Genomic DNA, 17,595 nt, shown 5'->3' on the forward strand with positions numbered 1-17,595 from the left:
GTTGAGGCCGCCCGCCCTCAAGCCGGGATGGCGGGCTTCAGCTCCGGGAATTTCTCGTCGAAGCGTGCCGCCCAGCGCGTCAGCCGGCCGCGGCCCTTTTCCCATTTTCCAGCGAAGCGCAGCGAGAGATAGCCGAGGCAGGCGCGCAATGCGATCTGGCCGAGGGTGATTTTCTTCGGCAGCTTCGGCGGGTTCGCGTTGAGCAGATCGAGCGCGTCCGAAATCTTCGTCCACTGGCGCTCGAGCCAAGGCTGGTAGACCATCTCTTCCGGCCGTGTGCGCCGCTCGTAGACCATCGACAGCGCGCAGTCGCAGATGCCGTCGGCCAATGCCTCCAGCACCTCCGCCTCGAGGCGCTTGTCGGGATTGCGCGGAAACAATGCGTTCTTCGACATCCGGTTGAGATGCTGGGTGATGGCGCGGCTGTCATGGACCGAGCGGCCGTCGTCGAGCACCAGCACCGGGATCTTGCCGAGCGGATTGGCGCCGATCAGCGCGGCCGGTCTTTCCTCGGTCTTTATCGGCACGAGATCGACGGCGATGCCGGCATGAAGTGCTGCCATGCGCACCTTGGAACTGTAGGGAGAAGTAGACGCGTAGAGCAGTCTGGGCATTGTCGATTCCTGTTTGCCGGCTACAGCTCCATATGCCCCATTGGACGCGCAAAGGATGCGGTAGCATTGTGACTTCGTGCATGACCCTCACCGAAAATCGATTCCGACAGGGGCTCGTGCATGGGCACCGTTGACCGATCATGCAGGGTTCATCAACGGCCAGAGGCGGAAAACCCCGCCGCCAGCGTACAACCATTGTCTCGCGTTCGGATGCGATGAATCGGAGGTGCGTCGGCAGACGCGAGCACGTCGGACAATCCAGATCCGAGCAACTACCAACTAGGCCTTGCACCGAAGGTTTGGTTTTGGCAGCCACAAAAATCCCACCGGACTTCGCCGCACGGCGAAGTCCTGGGAGCTGCGAAAAGATGTCTTCCTCCCGCCTCTTTCTCGTCCTGCCCGACCGTCAGCCAGCAAGCGAGGCGCCTATTAGGCATCCCGCCATGGCTGTCTTGAGTACTGTCCCCGGCGATCGGAGAACGGCGACTACTTCTTGGCCTTCGTCTTTGCGGGCGCTGCCTTCGGCTTGGCCGCGGGCGCTGCTTTCTTCACTGCTGCAGAAGATTTCGCAGCGGCGGCCTTTGCCGGTGCTGCCTTCTTCGCAGCGGGCTTCGCCACGGCCTTTGCAGCCGGCTTCTTGGCCGGTGCAGCCTTGGCCTTGGCCGGTGCTGCTTTCGCCTTGGCAGGTGCTGCTTTCTTCACGGCCGGTTTTGCCGCGGCCTTGGCGGCCGGCTTTTTGGCCGGCGCTGCTTTTGCCTTAGGCGCAGCGGCCTTCGCTTTGGCCGCGGGTGCTGCTTTCTTCACAGCAGTTGCGGCCTTTGCCGCGGCTGCTTTTGCCGGTGCTTTCTTTGCCGGTGACTTTGCCGGTGCCTTGGATGCCGGCGCTTTGGATGACTGCTTAGCCATATCATGCCCCTTCCGTTGTGCCGACGGCCGTTATTGACCCGGCGCACATTGCATATCTGACTCGCGGCTTGCTAGCCAGCGAAGCATTAGAATGATTTTTGCAGCTTAAGTTTCGGTTACGGCGAGCGCGCGACCATTTTACCCGCGCAAAAACCGGCTGCGAATCTTTGTGTCCCGCAGCGAAGTCCTGCGACAGAAATTCTGGTCGCTCTATCTCGACCGGTCTTCTCGTCAAGCTCAGGACCTTTTCGACCAGCTTTGCGCTTCAACGTCCGACGCTCAGCGCGAACATTGTCAAGAGCGAAGGCGGTCGCCCGCCTCGTCTTGTTCGAAACGATAAACTACAGGTAAGTAGGAAGCAACGCGACGAGCACGCCGCTGCACTATCTTGCACGACGCGATGAAAGTAAGCAGACAGCTCGCATTTCTGAAGGACAGGATATCGCTCGATAGATCCGGTCGCGCCGACCTCGTGATCGAACGCGCTCGGCCGTTCAGGCGCCGAGCGGCTCACGGCTCATCTGCAGCCGGCGCGAAGGCTCGGCCCTGTGGAGATGGACGGCGAAAGTATCCCATGGCGGCATGACCGAAATCTGCGCCAGGATGCGCCCCGCTTCACCGCGATGATAGCCGCCGTGCCGTACGACGTGGGTCAACATTTCCTGTCGCGACATCAATGCTGCGACGGGCTCGGACAGCTGCCGCGACGACACGGTTTCGAGATAATCGAGATACCAGCGATCGGTCGCTGCGACTGCGGCGCGAAGTTCGTCGAACGCCGGCGTGTCCTCGGTGGTGTCGGCGGAGTAGCCATGGCTTGCGTCAACCAGGTGCGCCGAGAATATCCGCGACACCACATGGCTGTGATCGACGAGCGGTATCACGGCCTGCCGTTCCTTGCCGTGAACATGCGGGTCGAGATTCGCGAGCTTTTCCAGCAGTTCCTCATTGGCCCAGACCTGATAGGCAAACAGGCTGCGAAGCAGAGCGAGCGTATTCATGGTCGGTGTCCTTTTCCGGAAATGCGAGTATGTTGTTTATATTTCCAGGAGAATGGGCGAACGTGTCTACCCGCATTGCAAAACCGCATCCGCGCATGCGCAAACAGCCGCGCCAGGCGCGTTCCAGGGCAACCGTCGAGGCGATCATCGAGGCGGCGGCTCATGTTCTGAGCGGGCTGGGGTGGGCCGGCTTCACCACCAACAAGGTTGCCGAGACAGCAGGTGTAAGCATCGGCACGCTCTACCAGTATTTTCCCGACAAGCTTTCCCTGCTCGCCGCTGTCCGGCGCCGTCACTTCGATCATGTGCTGTCAGTCATTCGCGATTCGGCGGAAGACCAAAAGCCGCTCAGGAAATTCGCGCAGGAGCTGGTGCGCGGCATGATCGCCGCGCACAGCATTCACCCGACACTACATCAGGTGCTGCTCGACAAGGCGCCGTGCGATCGCGGCTCCAGGGCCGCCCATGCTTCGTTCCAGGCACAATACCTCAATCACTATGCGACTGCTGTCGCCACTTATCGCAAGCCAAGGAAAGGCGCCGACACGGAGGCCGTGGCGCGCGTGCTGTCGTCAGCGATCGAAGGTGTGATCCACAACGCGGCACGCCGGAACATGCTCGCCGCGCCGGAGCTGCAAAAGCAACTCGTCGAACTGATCTGCGCCTACCTATCGGGAGCGGGCCGTATCGGTCGATAGCGCATGGCACGGCGGAAGTCGGGATTTCTGTGTGTCGTTCAAACCCGGATTATGAGTTGCGGCAAGGACGATGCCAACAATGCCGCACCTGATGCGGCCAAGAGTGTGAGGACGATCTTTCGAAAAGTCGCCTCGCTAACGCCGATGTAGAGTCTCGCGCCAAGGAGTGTCGGTATCAACATCGCCGGCGCGACGACGGCAAACATCGGCAGCATTTCGAGCTTGATCTTTCCGGCCGCAAGATAGGCGGCCATCGTCATGGAGAGGGTCACAAGGTTGAAATTCTGGATGACAATACGCTGCCTGTCCTTTTCCCATTGGCGCAGCACGCACCACAGCGTTGGAACCGGGCCGGTGAAGCCGCCAAGTCCACCCATGATGCCGCCAACCAGACCTATTGCACCGTCTGCAACAGGACCCCCGACCGTGATGGGAGGGAGGCGAGGCGCAAAGAGCATCAACGGACACCAAACGACCAGCAGCGCTCCGAAGACCAACTTGAACAACTGCACATCCAGCAAAGGCAGGATGGCGACACCGACCGGAATCCCGATGATCCCGCCGATCAGGAATGGCAGCAGAAGCTTGAGGTCGAAGCCCCGGCGGACGGTGACGGCGGCGATGATCTGGCCGGTGAACGCCCCAAAGACCGCCATGGCGGCAGCAAGCTGGGGCTCCACGGTCCAAACCCAAATCGACATGGCAACCAGGCTGAAAGCGAACCCGGAAAGCCCCTGGACGAAGCCTGCAACGACCGCGCCGAGAGCAACAGTATAAACAAGCGAATCCATGTGGTGCTGTTTCCCCCGCAAAATGATCGATGTGGTCGGTTGGCGTTGACATGCATGGAAGTCTCCGATTTTCGCAACCTCGTCCGACCTTGGACCCTCAACACCAGAGAGGTATGAATGTCCTCCTTGCCGAGCTTGGCATTTGTCACATGGTTTTCGGCTGATCCCAGATCAGCCGCGGCTTTCTACGCGAATTTTGGAATTGTCTTCAGGCAAGAGCAGCATGGCTCCGGTCCGATACATTTCGCGTTCCAAGGTGAAGGGCTTGCGATCGAACTCTACCCGGCAGAAGCAACGACGCCGGAAGGAGCGGGAACGATGATCGGCTTCGAAGTCGCCAACGCAGATGAAGCTGCTTCTGCCGCCAAGGCCAACGGCTTTGGAATCATTGCGGACGTCAAGGCGACGGCTATGGGCCGACGCGTGATCGTCCGTGATCCTGATGGCCGTCAGGTGTTCCTTTTCTCGACCACCTAAGTGACGCAACAATCCGTCGGGATCGGAAAGCGCTGGTCAGCGCAGGACGCGGCAGCGGCCGTTGTAGACCATCCAGCGGTCGAAGCCCGAGACGCAGAATTCGACATTGTCGCCGATCGAGGCAAAGCCCTGGCCTTCTTCGATCAGGTACCAGATGGTGCGAGCGCCGCCGTCGGAGAGGCTGACGGTGGCGCCGCAATAACGGCGGCCGATCGGCCAGGTGTCGTCGGCCGGCAGATAGCGATGCTGGTGGATGCGCTGGAAGTCGACGATCTGCACATCCGGCAGATGCGGCACGTGATGCACCTGATAGGAGAAGCGGTCGGTGATCTTGTTCAGCACCCAGGCCTCGCCGCAGACGCCGCTATCCTCGTCGGTATAGATTGCAAGGTCGGCCGCCTGGACTGCCTGGGTGACGCCAAGAGGCGCGGCCAGCGGCGTGCAAAAGGCGAGCAGTGCGGCAAGGGCGGATTGGGCGAAGCGAGTCATGGCAGCCTCTCAAGGTCGACTGCGCGCACTGTGCGGATTCGCTGACGCGCGGTCAAGCGGTTGTAGCGACCGTGGTTGTGGTGACGATGGTTGCGCTGACGGAACGGCAGGGCCACGCCTCAAACTACTCTCCCGCCAGCCAATCCAGCGTCCAGTGCGACGGCTGCTCAAGTGCAAGCAGCCGGTGCAGCGCCGGCAGCAGCGTCCGTAACTCGCCTTCCAGCGTGAAGGGCGGATTGACCACCACCATGCCGCAGCCGTCGAGGCTCGGCTCGACGGCGTCCGGCCTGATCTCAAAACCGATGTCGAGCAGCCTGGGAATGCCTGTCTGCTTCAGCGCCTTGCGGAAGGCGGCGACCGCCCTGCGGTCCTTGAGCGGATACCACAGCGCGTAAATCCCTCCTGGCCAGCGCCGATGGGCTCTTTGCAGCCCGTCGACCAAGCGACCGAATTCGCCCTCTTCCTCGAAAGGCGGATCGATGAGCACGAGGCCGCGCTTTTCCTTTGGCGGCAGATGCGCGCCGAGCGCCAGCCACCCGTCGAGCTCGATCACCCGGGTCTGGAAGTCACCGTCGAACAGCGCCTTCAGCCTGGCGGCATCCTTAGGGTGCAGTTCGACCGCCGACAGCCGGTCCTGCTTGCGCATCAGGTGCCGGGCGATCAACGGCGAACCCGGATATTTTTTCACGCCGCCGTCCGGATTGAGCGAGCGGACGGCTTCAAGATACGGCGCCAGCAGTGCTGCCGCCGGCGCATCGAGGGCCGCATCGACGAGCCGGCCGATGCCGCCTTGCCATTCGCCGGTCTTTTGCGCTTCGGTCGAGGACAGATCGTAACGGCCGATCCCGGCATGGGTGTCGATGACCCGAAACGCCTTGTCCTTCTGTTTCAGATATTCAATCAGCCGGCTGAGCACGACATGCTTGACGACGTCGGCGAAGTTCCCGGCATGGTAGGCATGGCGATAGTTCAATTGGAGCCCCTGCCCCAGCGCGGCGGTGGCGGCTGCGAGTTCGGATTTTCCGGCCGGCGGCCGCCGAAACGGAATGCCAGCACCAGCCCGACCAGGCCCGCCGCCATCAGGGAAAAACCAACCGGGCGCGCCCGGCGGTCGACCTCGCCGGCCCCCGAGCGCAGGACGAGATCGACGGCCCGCATCGGAATGCCTTCGGCGTCGCCCGGACCGACGGTGAAGATGTAGGAACCAGGGGTAACGGTCGGGATCAGGCCAGCCTCGTCGCGAAAGATCCTGTCCGGCAGTTGCGGGCTGACCTGGCGCGGATTGTCGGAATGGTTGAACTGCAGCGTCGAGGCGAGCACCGTCCTGCCGCCGGTGGCGGCAGTGAGGGTCAACACAGTGCGCTGCTGCGAGACGATGCGCTCGGCTCTTGCCGTAAGGTCGACCAGCAGGCGTAGCGGCCCGTCGCGTGCGCTCAGGGGCACGGTCACCGGCTTGAACCGGCCCTGGTCGTAAACTCGCCAGGTGCCGATCTCACGGCCGGAGAAATTGGTCATCGCCCAGGGATAGACGACGCCGATGCCGGTACCGATGAGCAGTATCAGGGCGAACAGGGAGCGCATGACATCAAGACCCGGTGTTCGGCGCGATGGCGCGGTCGCGGGCGTTCTCCATTTCGTCCAGGAGCATGTCAAGGCCCAGATCAAACGTCCGGTCGAATTCGGCGGTGCCGAAATAACGCCCGGCCGCAGCTATTTTTGGAAAATCCTGCGCCAGTTGCTCGTCGCTGACGATGGTCACGGCCGAAGGCCCCTTCGCATAGCCGGCAGTCTCGTCGAGGATGGCACCCATCAGATAATAGCCAGTGGTGCGGAACAGCCGCGCACCCAGTTCCGGTCCGAAGCCGCCGGCCTCGAACAGGCCAAGGATGCCGTTCAGCCAAGTGAGACACGTCGGCGAATTCATCCGGTAGGTTACAAGGAACGTGGCAAAGGCCGGGTGCTCACGCGCGACGCGGCGGAAATCCTGCACGGCAATGCGTAACCTTTGTCGCCAAGGGAGGTCCGCGTCGGGCATTTCGAGGGAGCCGATCAGCCGATCCACCAAGGCTTCGAAGAGATGCGCCACCGAAGGAAAGTGGTGATAGATGCTCATGGCTTCGCAGCCGAGTTCTGCCGCCAGCTTGCGCATCGAAAACCCGGCGAGGCCCTCGCTCTCGATCACCTTCAAAGCGGCATCCTCGATCATCTCGCGAGACAGCCGGCCGCGCGGTCGCTTTTTTTTGATCGATGTGTCCATGGTGCCGCTTGACAACTTACGATGTAAGGTTCATTTTCGACGTTACCTTACACCGTAAGGCCAACAAACGCCAGAGGAGAATGTCATGTCTGCCTATCGTACTCTTTCATCAACGCATTCTTCCATCCGCCGCGCCTGCCTGCTCGCCGCCACCTGTGTGCTGACCCTGGCTGCAGCTCCTTCTTATGCCGATGAGTATGACGCGACCGTCAAGGACATCCAGTCGACCATGGGCGGGGTGCCCGGTTTCGTAAAGCAGTTCCCGAAAGCCGGTCTGCCCGGTGCATGGGCCGAGGTCAAGGCCATCCAGCTCAGCGACAAGACGGCGCTGCCGCCGAAGGTCAAGTCGCTGATCTCGCTGGCGGTGGCGGCGCAAATCCCGTGCAACTACTGTATCTGGTCGGACACGCAGGACGCCAAGCGCGCCGGCGCCACCGACGAGGAGATCCAGGAGGCGGTCGCCGTTTCAGCGCTGACCCGCCATTGGAGCACCATCTTCAACGGCATGCAGGTCGATTTCGATACGTTCAGGAAGGAGATGGGCGGGCAGTAATGCTTTCGTTATTAGAGCGGGACGCGTTCAGACTGAATTAGCCTTCCCGCTTCGACTGTTTTGTGTGATCCGCCAGCACCTCATCGATGACCCGCCACGATTTTTCCGCCTCGCGCTGGTTGCCGTCATGTCCCGAAGCGACGATCAGCGCCTTCCACAACGCCCAGCCCCGTGCGCGCGCCCAGCTGTGCTCGTCAAGGGCAATGGCGTCGCGGAACGCCTGACGGCTCTCGCCGTAAAATTCCGTCCACGCGATCACCAGATCACAGGCAGGATCGCCGATAGCCGAACTACCGAAATCGACGACCGCGTAGAGCTTGCCATCTTCGACGAGCAGATTGCCCGAGGCGACGTCGCCATGGACCCAGACCGGCGGCCCTTGCCATCGCGAGGCAAGGGCCGTCGCCCACACGGCCTCGGCGGCGGCCTTGTCGATGCGGCCGCCGAGCGCCGAGAGCGCGGCTCGGGTCTCGGCGTCGTAGACCGAAAGCCGGCCACCGCGGTGGAAATTATGCTGCCCTGCCGGTGGCCCGTCGGCAGCGTCGATCCGGTAGAGCGCAACCAGAAAGCCGGCCAGCGAACGGGCGAACTCAGTAAGATCGGCAATCAGTCCACCAGCCGCCGGTCTGCCGCCAAGCCAGCGATAGACGGACCAAGGCCATGGATAGCCTTCCCCGGGCGCGCCTTTGGCCAGCGGCACGGGTATCGGCAGAGGCAGGTGAGGCGCCAAGCGGGGCAGCCAGCGATGCTCCTTCTCGACCTGGGCGACATAGGCGGCAGCGCTCGGCAGCCGCACCGACATGCTGTCGCCCAGCCGGAACGTGCGGTTGTCCCAGCCGCCAGGCTCGACCGTCTCTACCGGCAGGTCCGCCCATTTGGGGAACTGCGCGGCAATCAGCCGGCGAACAAGTGCGGCATCTATCGGCATGCCTGGCGTTCGTTCATCGGGCGGCATCGGGCTTGCTCCGGTCTTCTGAATAGCCGGCGGTCCATCTTTTTGTCGTCGCACTCTTGCGGCGCCAGTGATTCCCTTGCCGGCAAATTCTCTAAGCCTTGCGTTCCCAGCGCCGGTCAGGCGTTTGCTGCCAGTAGGTCACGGTGTGGCCGGCCTCCTTCATTGTCTTCCAGTGCGTGCGTGCCGCCTCTAGCTGGGCTGCATCGTGACCGTCGAACAGGAACACGGCGCGCTGGTAGCCGCCAAGCTCCGGCGGCACCGCCCCATCGACCAGGAAGCGTATCTGCGCCTGGTTCGGATTGTCAGGGCCGACGGTCAGAAGCACCGGCTGCTCGGCGGGATGGGCTTCGCGATCCGTTGCGTGGGCCAGGAATGAATCGTCCCGGAAAGTCCACAGATGCTGGTCCAGCGCGTCGCGCCGTTCCTCGGTGCCGGTCTGCACCACGGCACGCCAGCCGCGATCGATACTGCGCTCCAGGAGGCCGGGCAACGCATCCTCCAGCGTCGATTCGGTCAGGTGATAAAACAGAATCTCGGCCATGCGTTCAGTCTACATTGTCGGAGTCCCGCCCCAGCCGCTCATTGCTCGTAATGATCGCGCACCAGCCGGTCGAGCAGCCTGACGCCGAAGCCGGAAGCCCATGACTGGTTGATCTCGTTGGAGGGCGCGCCCATCGCCGTGCCGGCGATGTCGAGATGCGCCCAGGGCGTGTCCTTGACGAAGCGCTGCAGGAACTGCGCGGCGATAATGGCGCCGCCATGGCGGCCGCCGATGTTCTTCATGTCAGCATTCTTGGAATCGATCAGCTTGTCGTATTCGGCACCGAGCGGCATGCGCCACACCCGCTCCTGCGTCGCCTGTCCGGCCGCCGTCAGCCGGTCCGCCAACTCGTCATTGTTGGAGAACAGGCCGGCATAATGCTGGCCGAGCGCGACCATGATGGCGCCGGTCAGCGTCGCCAGATTGATCATGAATTTCGGCTGGAAGCGGTCGTTGCAGTACCAGAGCGCATCGGCCAGTACCAGGCGGCCCTCGGCGTCGGTATTGAGCACTTCGATAGTCTGACCCGACATCGAGGTGACAATGTCGCCGGGTCGCTGAGCGTGGCCGTCGACGGCATTTTCAACCAGCCCGACAATGCCGACGACATTGACCTTCGCCTTGCGCGCGGCCAGCGCGTGCATCAGGCCGGTGACGGCAGCAGCGCCGCCCATGTCGCCCTTCATGTCCTCCATGCCCGACGCCGGCTTGATCGAATTGCCGCCGGTGTCGAAGGTGACGCCCTTGCCGACGAAGGCGACCGGGCTTTCCTTGGCCTTGCCGCCGTCCCACCGCATGACCGCGATGCGGGCGCCACGCGGCGAACCCTGCGCTACGCCCAGCAGCGAACCCATGCCGAGCTTCTTCATCTCCTTCTCGGCCAGGATCTCGACCGTGACGCCGAGCGCCTCCAGTTCGGCGATGCGGGCGGCGAATTCCACCGGTCCCAAAACATTGGCCGGTTCATTGACCAAATCGCGCGCCAGCAAGACGCCGTCGATCACCGCCGCTTCATCGGCGAAGGCCTTCTTTGCAGCTGCCGGATCGGCGGTGTGAATAGTCACCTTGACCGGCTTTTTTGGCTCGCGCCTGTCGTCACCATTGTTCTTTTTGGTCTTGTATTTGTCGAAGGAATAGCTGCGCAGCAGGATGCCCGCTGCAAGCTGAACGGCTTGCCTGCCGCTGACGGCCGCACCGGGAAGATCGAGCACGACGGCCACTTCGGTTGCCTTGCGAAAGGATGCGGCAATCGTGCCGCCGAGCTTCAGCCAGGCGTAATCATCGAGATTGGAGCCCTTGCCGGCACCGACCGCCACCAGCCGCTCGATCGATGTCCCTTCCGGTGCCAGCACTTCGACCAGGCTGGCGAATTTGCCGGTGAAGTCGGCGACCGGAAAAGCCCGCTCGAGGGTCTTTGCCGGATCGCAAGCCCTGGCGGCATCGCTGAGGCCGCCCTCGTCGGTCACCAGAACGAAAACGCTGCCTTTTTTGGGCGCGGCGAATTTGGCAAAGGCGATCGAGGGTCTCGAATTCATCATGTCCTGCTTTCGGGGAAGTGAGTTGGATTATTGCGAGAAACGTTCGTCAGTGAGCGGCGGGTTGAAACAGCTCGATAACATTGCCCGATGGATCTTCGAGCAGCGTCTGGGAACCGCCGACGCCCGTTATGATATCGTTGCGAAAGACAAGTCCAGCACTCTTGAGGCGCGCAACCTCTTCTTTCAGGTCCGGCACCACCAACAGGATGCGATTCCAACCTCCCGGCACCGGCTGCCGGCCATCCGGCATCGCCCGTGCACCCGAACTGCCGGGGCCGCTTAGAAGGAGCCGTAAAGCGCCGCGTGTCACGGAAGCAAAAGCCGGTCGCGCGTCCTGTTCAACAGCGAAGCCCAGATGTCCACAGTAGAAGTCGATCGAGGCGGCGACATCATCGACCATGTAGCGAATGCTGACTGGCGTCATGACCATTGACCTTTCGGTTCGAGCACCTTTCAACAAGGCGTGTCTATTGCGGGCGGAACAGTCGGCATAGTCCGGCTCATCATCGCTGCTTGACAATCCGCGCCGCTATCGCTCTGGCCTGAATGCGGGCGTTAGCGAAACAACCGCGAATGCTCGGCCGCATGCCGGTAAACCACAGACCGGGCAATTTCGGATCGGCATCGCCGCCGTTGAAAAGCGGAACGCCCTTGCCGTCGAGAACGCCGAGCTTGCCGAACATCTGCTCCAGACCGGTGCGATAGCCGGTCGCCGCAATGACGATATCGGGCGTGATCGACCTGCCGTCATTCAATACGATGCCGTCGTGGGTAAATTCCCGCAATGGTGGCACCACCACGATCGTGCCTGCCTTTATGGCGCGAACCGCGCCGTCATCGGCTGCGATCGCGGTGTAGTCGGCGCTCAGACGGCTCGCACCGCCTATGGGAGCCGGCGGAAGCCCAAATTTCGTCAGGTCGCCGAAAACCAGGCGCTGGGTTGTCGCCATCACCGCATCGGCCAGCCGCACCGGCAAGCTCGCCATCAACGGTGAAAGCCTGTGGACGGCGACCTTGCCGATGCGTTTCGGCAGCAGCGACGGGCCGTTGCGGGCCGACAGCCAGATGCTTTGGGCATCTGCATTCGCAAGATGGTTGAGTGCGTCGAACCCCGAATTGCCGGCTCCGACGACCAGCACCCTTTTGCCGACGTAGTCCTTCGCCTCGCCAAAATCGGCCGAATGGATAATCCGGCCTGCAAAATCCTTCATGCCTTTCCACGCAGGAATAAACGGCTGCCGGTCGCGCCCGGTGGCGACGACGACATGACGCGCCAGACGACGTCCGGCGTTCGTCCGCACGGTCCAGTGATCGCCATCGAACGTGATCTCTTCAACGGCAACGCCGAATGCGACCGGCAGACCATGCGCCTGGCTGAAATCGTTCAGATGGCGAATGACGGCCGATTTATGCGGAAAAGCCGGGGTGCCTGCGGGATAGCCGACGCCGGGCAGCGTCGAGAGATCGCGATGCGTATTGAGGTGCAGCCGCTGGTGCCGCCGATGCCAGGGTTCGGCAAGCCGGCTCTCCTTTTCCAGGACGAGCGTCGGTACGCCGGCCTTCATCAAGGCGTGGGCGGCGGCAAGGCCGGCCGCGCCGGCCCCGACCACGATCGCGCCGTCAAAGACCGCTTCCCGACCGGTTTGACCGCGCAATTTTTCCGCTTCCATGCTGGGGCTCAACAGATCCTGACCCGTCTTATCACGCCGCGGCGGTCGCGACCGGCGCGACATTTGGTCGTTTTGCCGCATTTGACAAGACTTTGGCCGAAATCGCTCCCATATGCGATATCGAACCATCCACGATTCGTCGCGGCACGGCCCCGCTTCCCGCCGCAACCTGTTGTTAACCAACAATGTTCGCCCTTTCTTATCCATTGCCGCCGACACTCCGGCCCAGCGGAATTTGCGATCCGGGACAGAACCCGGATCGAACCGCCAAACTGAGCCAGTTGTGCAGCCGGCGCCGGACGACTACCTTGTTCCAAGGCATGATGCCGTTCGAAATCGCCGAGAAAAGCCTTCATGAAGGTCGTTGAACGTTACATCATGCGCCGTGCTTTCGCGGTATTCGCGCTGGCGCTCGTCTGGACGCTGGCGATCGTCTGGACGACTCAGGTGCTCGCCCGCATCGACCTCGTCACCGATAGCGGTCAGTCGGCCCTCACCTTCTTCGAAGTCGCAGCGCTGATCATCCCGACGATCGTTCCGATCGTCGTGCCGTTCGCCCTGGTGGTCGCGGTCGCCCAGATCCTCAGCGTGATGAATTCTGATTCGGAGCTGGCCGTCATCAATGCCGCCGGCGCTTCACGCTGGACCATCGTCAGGCCGATCATGCTTCTGGCACTTGCAGCCAGCGTTTTTTCCTTCGCCGTCGACAATGGCGTCGACCCTTACGCACGCCAGAAGAACCGCGAGTTGATTGCGTCATCGCGTGCCGATCTGTTGTCGTTGATCATCCAGGAAGGCACCTTCCGCAAGATCGACGACGGCCTGTTCCTGCAGGTTGGCGAACGGCTTCCCGACAACCGCCTCGGCGGCATCTTCGTCGCCGATTCGCGCGAAGAAGGCGTCAATCTCATCTACTACGCCAAGACCGGCAGCATCATCGAACGCGGCGACGAGAAGGTGCTGATGATGAATGACGGCGTCATCCATCGCAAAACCATGACCGGCGACCTCTCGGTGATCCGGTTCACCTCCTACGCCTTCGACTTGTCCGCTTTCATGTCGGCATCATCTGATATCCTGCTTTTGCCGAAGGACCGGACGACCCAGTATCTGCTCAATCCCAGTCCGAACGACAAGATGTACCAGCAAAAGCCGAACAGGTACCTGGCCGAGCTCAACCAGCGTTTTTCCGAGTGGTCCTATTCGCTCGTCTTCGCGCTGATCGCGCTCGCCGTTGCCGGAGATGCGCGCTCGCATCGCGAGGCGCGTGTGCACCCGCTGATCACGGCAATCGCGATCGCGCTGTTCGTGCGCTGGCTCGGGTTCTTTGCCGCCGGCAAGGCCGACAAGGTGCCGCAATATGCCTATATGGTCTACGGCGTCCCGATCGTGGCATCGGCGATCGCCATCTGGTTCATTGTTTCCAACCGGACCATGGAACTGCCGGTTGCCTGGGCCGATTGGATAACCAATCTTGCCGGCCGCTTCAGTGACGGCTGGAGCGCCATCAAGCTCCGTTTTGCCGGGCGTGGCGCATCCGGACAGGGAGCCGGCTGATGGGCTGGACTCTGGGTCGGTACTTCTTCTTTCGCTATGTGACGATCACCATCTGGTTCTTCATCGGCCTCTTGGCGCTGGTGTTCCTGATCGATTTCACCGAGCTTTCCGGCCGCACGACTGGCGTGCCGGGCTTCACCTACGCAACTGCGTTCGCCATTTCGGGGCTCAGGATGCCGATGATCATGCTGCAGACGGTGCCGTTCGTCGGCCTGTTCTCGGCGATGGCGACGTTGGTGTCGCTCAACCGCAAATACGAATTGGTCATTGCCCGTTCCGCCGGGGTTTCCGCATGGCAATTCCTGCTGCCGTGCTGCATCGGGGCGCTGCTGTTTGGAGCCTTGTCGGTCGGCGTCATCAATCCGGTAGCCGCGCACGCCTATTCCTGGTCCGAGGAGATCGAGACCCAGCTCCGTTCGGGCAAGTCGAACAGCGTCTCGGCCGATGCTGCGCCCTGGATCAGGCAGAAAACCAACGCCGGCGACACCATCATCGGCGCGCGCGCCATTCTCAATCAAGGCCTGGAGATGGCCGACGCGGTCTTCTTCAGCTTCAGCCCGCAAGGCGACATCATCGAGCGCAAGGATGCGGCGCGCGCCTTTTTGCGGGACGGCTACTGGGAATTGCAGGACGTCAAGGTGTTCCGGGACGGAACCATCCAGTCGTTACCCAGCGATCGGCTGCCGACCAATCTCAAGCCGGAATTCGTGCAAGAGCGGTTGGCGCGCCCTGAGACCATTCCCTTCTACGATCTGCCCGGCAAGATCGAAGTGGCCCGCTCCTTCGGCCTCAAGGCAAACGCCTTCGCCATGCAGTTCAATTCCCTGATTGCGCTGCCCTTCCTGCTTGTCGCGATGACGCTGATTGCGGCAACGGTATCAATGCGATTTGCGAGGATGGGGCAGTCGGCAACGATGATTCTGGGTGGCATCGTGGCCGGCTTTCTGCTTTATGTCGTTTCGGTGCTGGTCAAGGCATTCGGCGTAGCGGGATTCGTACCCACGGCCGTAGCGGCTTGGGTCCCGGTTGTCGTGGCTATGTTCTTCGGGGTGACATTCCTGCTATACAAGGAAGACGGCTAGTGAGGGAGGCGGTTTTGCGCAGCCATAGGCACGCCGGTTTGGCACGCCTCTCTGCGGCGAGCGCCTTGGCATGCCTGCTTGCCAGCGCCGCCCCGGTTGCTCCAGCTTTTGCCCAGGACGTCAGTGAGCTGGCAACGAAGGTTCCGAGCGGCACGCAGATGCTGCTGGCAGCCGATACGCTGGTCTACGACAACGACAAGCAGACCGTGACGGCCGTCGGCGGCGTCCAGATCGACTACGGCGGCAACCGTCTCGTCGCCCAGCGGGTCGAATACAACCGCAACACCAAACGCCTCGTCGCCAGCGGCAATGTCGAACTCGTCAATAGCGACGGCACCAAAATCTATTCGCAGCATGCCGACATCACTGACGATTTCGCCGACGGCTTCGTCAACGCGCTGCGGGTCGAGACCATAGACAAGGCGTATTTCGCCGCCGAAAGCGCGGAGCGCATGGGCGGCGTGCTGACGACGTTCCACAATGGCGTCTACACCGCCTGCGAGCCGTGCGAGGACAAGCCCGACAAAGCGCCGACCTGGCGTATCAAGGCCAGGAAGATCATCTGGAACGGCGAGAAGAAGACGGTTCGCTTCGAGAATTCGAATTTCGAGTTCTTCGGCTTTCCGCTGGCCTATCTGCCGGCTTTCGAGATCGCCGACCCAACGGTCAAGCGCAAGAGCGGCTTCCTGATCCCCGGCGTCGCCTACAAGAGCGATCTCGGCGTCGGTGTTAAAGTCCCCTATTATTTCGCGCTCTCGCCGACCTACGATCTCACTGTCACTGGCAGCGGCTATACCAAGCAAGGTTTCCTCGGTGAGGCCGAGTGGAGGCAGCGCTTCAACAACGGTCAGTACAGCCTGAAGATTGCGGGCATCCGGCAGGAGAATCCCGACGCCTTCATCGACGACAATGGCCACAACGTGAATTCGGGTACCGAAGGCGACCCGAACAGGTTCCGCGGCATGATGGGCACCCAGGGCCAGTTCGCCATCAACCCGCGCTGGGACTTCGGCTGGGACATCCTGCTGCAGAGCGACAAGAATTTCGCGCGCACCTACGACATCGATGGCTTCAACGATAGCGTGCACCGCTCCGAGGTGTACCTGACGGGGCTCAACGATCGCAATTACTTCGACGTGCGCGCCATGCACTTCGAGGTTCAGGAAGACACGCTCGCCAGCGATCCGACTGCACGCGCCGCCAAGCAGCCCTGGGTGCTGCCCTCGCTCGACTACGCTTATATCCCCGACATGCCGGTGGCCGGCGGGCAGCTGTCGTTCGACGTCAACGCGCGGGTCATTGACCGCGACAGGCTCGATACGGCTCTTGCAAATTCGGGCATCCCTTCGTCCGTCAACAACGTCCGCGGCATCGACGGTCAATCCGGCCGCCTTACCGCGGAAGCCGAATGGAAGCGCACCTTCACCACCGATGGCGGGCTGCTGCTGACACCGCTCCTGGCGCTGCGCGGCGACGCCGGCTACGTCAACGCCTCCTCGGCCTCGCTCGACGCCATCAACCAGATGGCGACCAATCTCGGCGTCGAGGACGATATGCGTTCATCGCTTGCCCGCTACATGGCGACCGCCGGCCTTGAGATGCGCTGGCCAGTGCTGTTTTCGATGACCAGTTCCAGCCATGTCTTCGAACCGATGGCGCAGGTATTCATGCGTCCGAACGAGCAATATGTCGGCGGGCTGGCGGTCCCCAACGAGGACGCCCAGAGCTTCGTCTTCGACGCCACGACGCTGTTCGAGCGCGACAAATTCTCGGGCTATGACCGCATGGAAGGCGGCACACGCGCCAATGTCGGGCTGCGCTATTCCGGCGCATATGACAATGGCTGGGGCACCAATGCGGTGTTCGGCCAATCCTACCAGCTCGGCGGCCAGAACTCGTTCGGCACGCCGGACCTGGTCAATGTCGGCGCCTATTCGGGTCTTGAAACTGCAACCTCCGACTATGTCGGCCTTGTCGGCTTCAATAGCCCCAGCGGGTTTTCCGGCTCGGTCAGCGGCCGTTTCGACGAGCAAAGTTTCGAGATCCGCCGCGCTGAGGTAAAGGCCGCCTTTTCAGGCCTGCCGGTATCGCTGAGCGCCAAATACGCCTTCATCCAGGCGCAGCCGCTCTATGGCTTCTCGACCGATCGCCATGAGGTTACGCTCGGCGCCTCGACACATCTTGCCGAGAATTGGCGCGTCTTTGGCACCGGCACATATGATCTGGAGCAGAGCGTTCTGGTCAAGGACGGGGTCGGCTTTGCCTATAGTGATTCGTGCTTTACCTATTTGATGACGTTTTCGGAAAGACGTGACCTGAACACCAAGGAAGTATCGCAGAACGTCGGCTTCAACCTGTCGTTCCGCACGCTCGGCGATTTCGGTTCGTCGCAACGCTCCATCGACACCATTCAATAACGGGCAGCGGTCGGCAACGGGGCGGCTGGCGGACGACATTGTTTCGCCG

Annotated in this window: 19 protein-coding genes; 6 read left to right on the forward strand and 13 right to left on the reverse strand. The window is 62.0% G+C overall.

From position 1 onward, the window contains the following. Positions 1-17: 17 nt before the first annotated feature. From NKH59_RS07925 to NKH59_RS07935, 3 genes are all read right to left on the reverse strand, one after another. Entirely contained in the window at positions 18-614 is a 597-nt protein-coding gene (locus tag NKH59_RS07925; RefSeq protein WP_352472598.1) for a glutathione S-transferase family protein, read from the reverse strand. A gap of 486 nt (positions 615-1,100) precedes the next feature. Then, complete coding sequence (locus NKH59_RS07930; protein WP_352472597.1) at positions 1,101-1,520, reverse strand: hypothetical protein; 420 nt, start codon at positions 1,518-1,520, stop codon at positions 1,101-1,103. A 494-nt stretch (positions 1,521-2,014) separates the two neighbouring features. Continuing rightward, complete coding sequence (locus NKH59_RS07935; RefSeq protein ID WP_352472596.1) at positions 2,015-2,521, reverse strand: DinB family protein; 507 nt, start codon at positions 2,519-2,521, stop codon at positions 2,015-2,017. 62 nt (positions 2,522-2,583) lie between these two features. On the opposite strand from NKH59_RS07935, the gene NKH59_RS07940 reads away from it, so the two are divergent. Then, a complete protein-coding gene (locus NKH59_RS07940) occupies positions 2,584-3,219 on the forward strand; it encodes a TetR/AcrR family transcriptional regulator (protein ID WP_502904851.1) in 636 nt (211 codons plus the stop codon). 38 nt (positions 3,220-3,257) lie between these two features. On the opposite strand, the gene NKH59_RS07945 is transcribed toward NKH59_RS07940, so the two are convergent. Beyond that, complete coding sequence (locus tag NKH59_RS07945; RefSeq protein ID WP_352472595.1) at positions 3,258-4,010, reverse strand: sulfite exporter TauE/SafE family protein; 753 nt, start codon at positions 4,008-4,010, stop codon at positions 3,258-3,260. 117 nt (positions 4,011-4,127) lie between these two features. Between NKH59_RS07945 and NKH59_RS07950 the strand changes: the two genes are divergently transcribed. Continuing rightward, positions 4,128-4,487, forward strand: a complete 360-nt coding sequence (locus NKH59_RS07950) for a VOC family protein (protein WP_352472594.1) — start codon at positions 4,128-4,130, stop codon at positions 4,485-4,487. A 36-nt stretch (positions 4,488-4,523) separates the two neighbouring features. On the opposite strand, the gene NKH59_RS07955 is transcribed toward NKH59_RS07950, so the two are convergent. The 4 genes from NKH59_RS07955 to NKH59_RS07970 all read right to left on the reverse strand — a co-directional run bounded on the left by NKH59_RS07955 (position 4,524) and on the right by NKH59_RS07970 (position 7,233). Further along, the gene (locus NKH59_RS07955) at positions 4,524-4,976 is read right to left on the reverse strand and encodes a hypothetical protein (protein ID WP_023677684.1); all 453 of its coding nucleotides are present in this window, start codon (positions 4,974-4,976) and stop codon (positions 4,524-4,526) included. A gap of 124 nt (positions 4,977-5,100) precedes the next feature. Continuing rightward, a complete protein-coding gene (locus NKH59_RS07960; RefSeq protein WP_352472593.1) occupies positions 5,101-5,949 on the reverse strand; it encodes a 23S rRNA (adenine(2030)-N(6))-methyltransferase RlmJ in 849 nt (282 codons plus the stop codon). Then, positions 5,946-6,557 carry a hypothetical protein gene (locus NKH59_RS07965; RefSeq protein ID WP_352472592.1) on the reverse strand — a complete coding sequence of 204 codons (612 nt, stop codon included), beginning with the start codon at positions 6,555-6,557 and terminating at the stop codon, positions 5,946-5,948. Before NKH59_RS07965 ends, NKH59_RS07960 begins: the two co-directional genes overlap by 4 nt. A 4-nt stretch (positions 6,558-6,561) precedes the next feature. After that, positions 6,562-7,233: a TetR/AcrR family transcriptional regulator gene (locus NKH59_RS07970; RefSeq protein WP_352472591.1), complete on the reverse strand. Its 672-nt coding sequence runs from the start codon at positions 7,231-7,233 to the stop codon at positions 6,562-6,564. A gap of 85 nt (positions 7,234-7,318) precedes the next feature. Here NKH59_RS07970 and NKH59_RS07975 point away from each other — a divergent pair, with 85 nt between their 5' ends. Beyond that, positions 7,319-7,786: a carboxymuconolactone decarboxylase family protein gene (locus tag NKH59_RS07975; protein ID WP_352454415.1), complete on the forward strand. Its 468-nt coding sequence runs from the start codon at positions 7,319-7,321 to the stop codon at positions 7,784-7,786. Positions 7,787-7,823: 37 nt separating this feature from the next. On the opposite strand, the gene NKH59_RS07980 is transcribed toward NKH59_RS07975, so the two are convergent. The 5 genes from NKH59_RS07980 to NKH59_RS08000 form a co-directional block, all read right to left on the reverse strand. After that, positions 7,824-8,741 carry an aminoglycoside phosphotransferase family protein gene (locus tag NKH59_RS07980; RefSeq protein ID WP_353021454.1) on the reverse strand — a complete coding sequence of 306 codons (918 nt, stop codon included), beginning with the start codon at positions 8,739-8,741 and terminating at the stop codon, positions 7,824-7,826. Positions 8,742-8,832: 91 nt separating this feature from the next. After that, positions 8,833-9,282 carry a DNA polymerase III subunit chi gene (locus NKH59_RS07985; RefSeq protein WP_023719810.1) on the reverse strand — a complete coding sequence of 150 codons (450 nt, stop codon included), beginning with the start codon at positions 9,280-9,282 and terminating at the stop codon, positions 8,833-8,835. Positions 9,283-9,320: 38 nt separating this feature from the next. Then, a complete protein-coding gene (locus tag NKH59_RS07990) occupies positions 9,321-10,817 on the reverse strand; it encodes a leucyl aminopeptidase (protein WP_352471102.1) in 1,497 nt (498 codons plus the stop codon). Positions 10,818-10,866: 49 nt separating this feature from the next. Continuing rightward, positions 10,867-11,250, reverse strand: coding sequence for a VOC family protein (locus NKH59_RS07995; RefSeq protein ID WP_352471101.1), 384 nt, complete (start codon positions 11,248-11,250; stop codon positions 10,867-10,869). Positions 11,251-11,323: 73 nt separating this feature from the next. Beyond that, positions 11,324-12,490 carry a flavin-containing monooxygenase gene (locus tag NKH59_RS08000; protein ID WP_352471100.1) on the reverse strand — a complete coding sequence of 389 codons (1,167 nt, stop codon included), beginning with the start codon at positions 12,488-12,490 and terminating at the stop codon, positions 11,324-11,326. A gap of 354 nt (positions 12,491-12,844) precedes the next feature. Between NKH59_RS08000 and lptF the strand changes: the two genes are divergently transcribed. The 3 genes from lptF to NKH59_RS08015 are packed head-to-tail and all read left to right on the forward strand — an operon-like array spanning position 12,845 to position 17,546. Continuing rightward, positions 12,845-14,047, forward strand: a complete 1,203-nt coding sequence (gene lptF, locus NKH59_RS08005; protein ID WP_352471099.1) for an LPS export ABC transporter permease LptF — start codon at positions 12,845-12,847, stop codon at positions 14,045-14,047. Further along, positions 14,044-15,129: an LPS export ABC transporter permease LptG gene (gene lptG / locus NKH59_RS08010; RefSeq protein WP_023677695.1), complete on the forward strand. Its 1,086-nt coding sequence runs from the start codon at positions 14,044-14,046 to the stop codon at positions 15,127-15,129. Before lptF ends, lptG begins: the two co-directional genes overlap by 4 nt. Next, positions 15,129-17,546, forward strand: coding sequence for an LPS-assembly protein LptD (locus NKH59_RS08015; RefSeq protein WP_023677696.1), 2,418 nt, complete (start codon positions 15,129-15,131; stop codon positions 17,544-17,546). Before lptG ends, NKH59_RS08015 begins: the two co-directional genes overlap by 1 nt. Positions 17,547-17,595: the final 49 nt, after the last annotated feature.

Source organism: Mesorhizobium sp. M0998 (assembly GCF_040318885.1).
Taxonomy (GTDB): domain Bacteria; phylum Pseudomonadota; class Alphaproteobacteria; order Rhizobiales; family Rhizobiaceae; genus Mesorhizobium.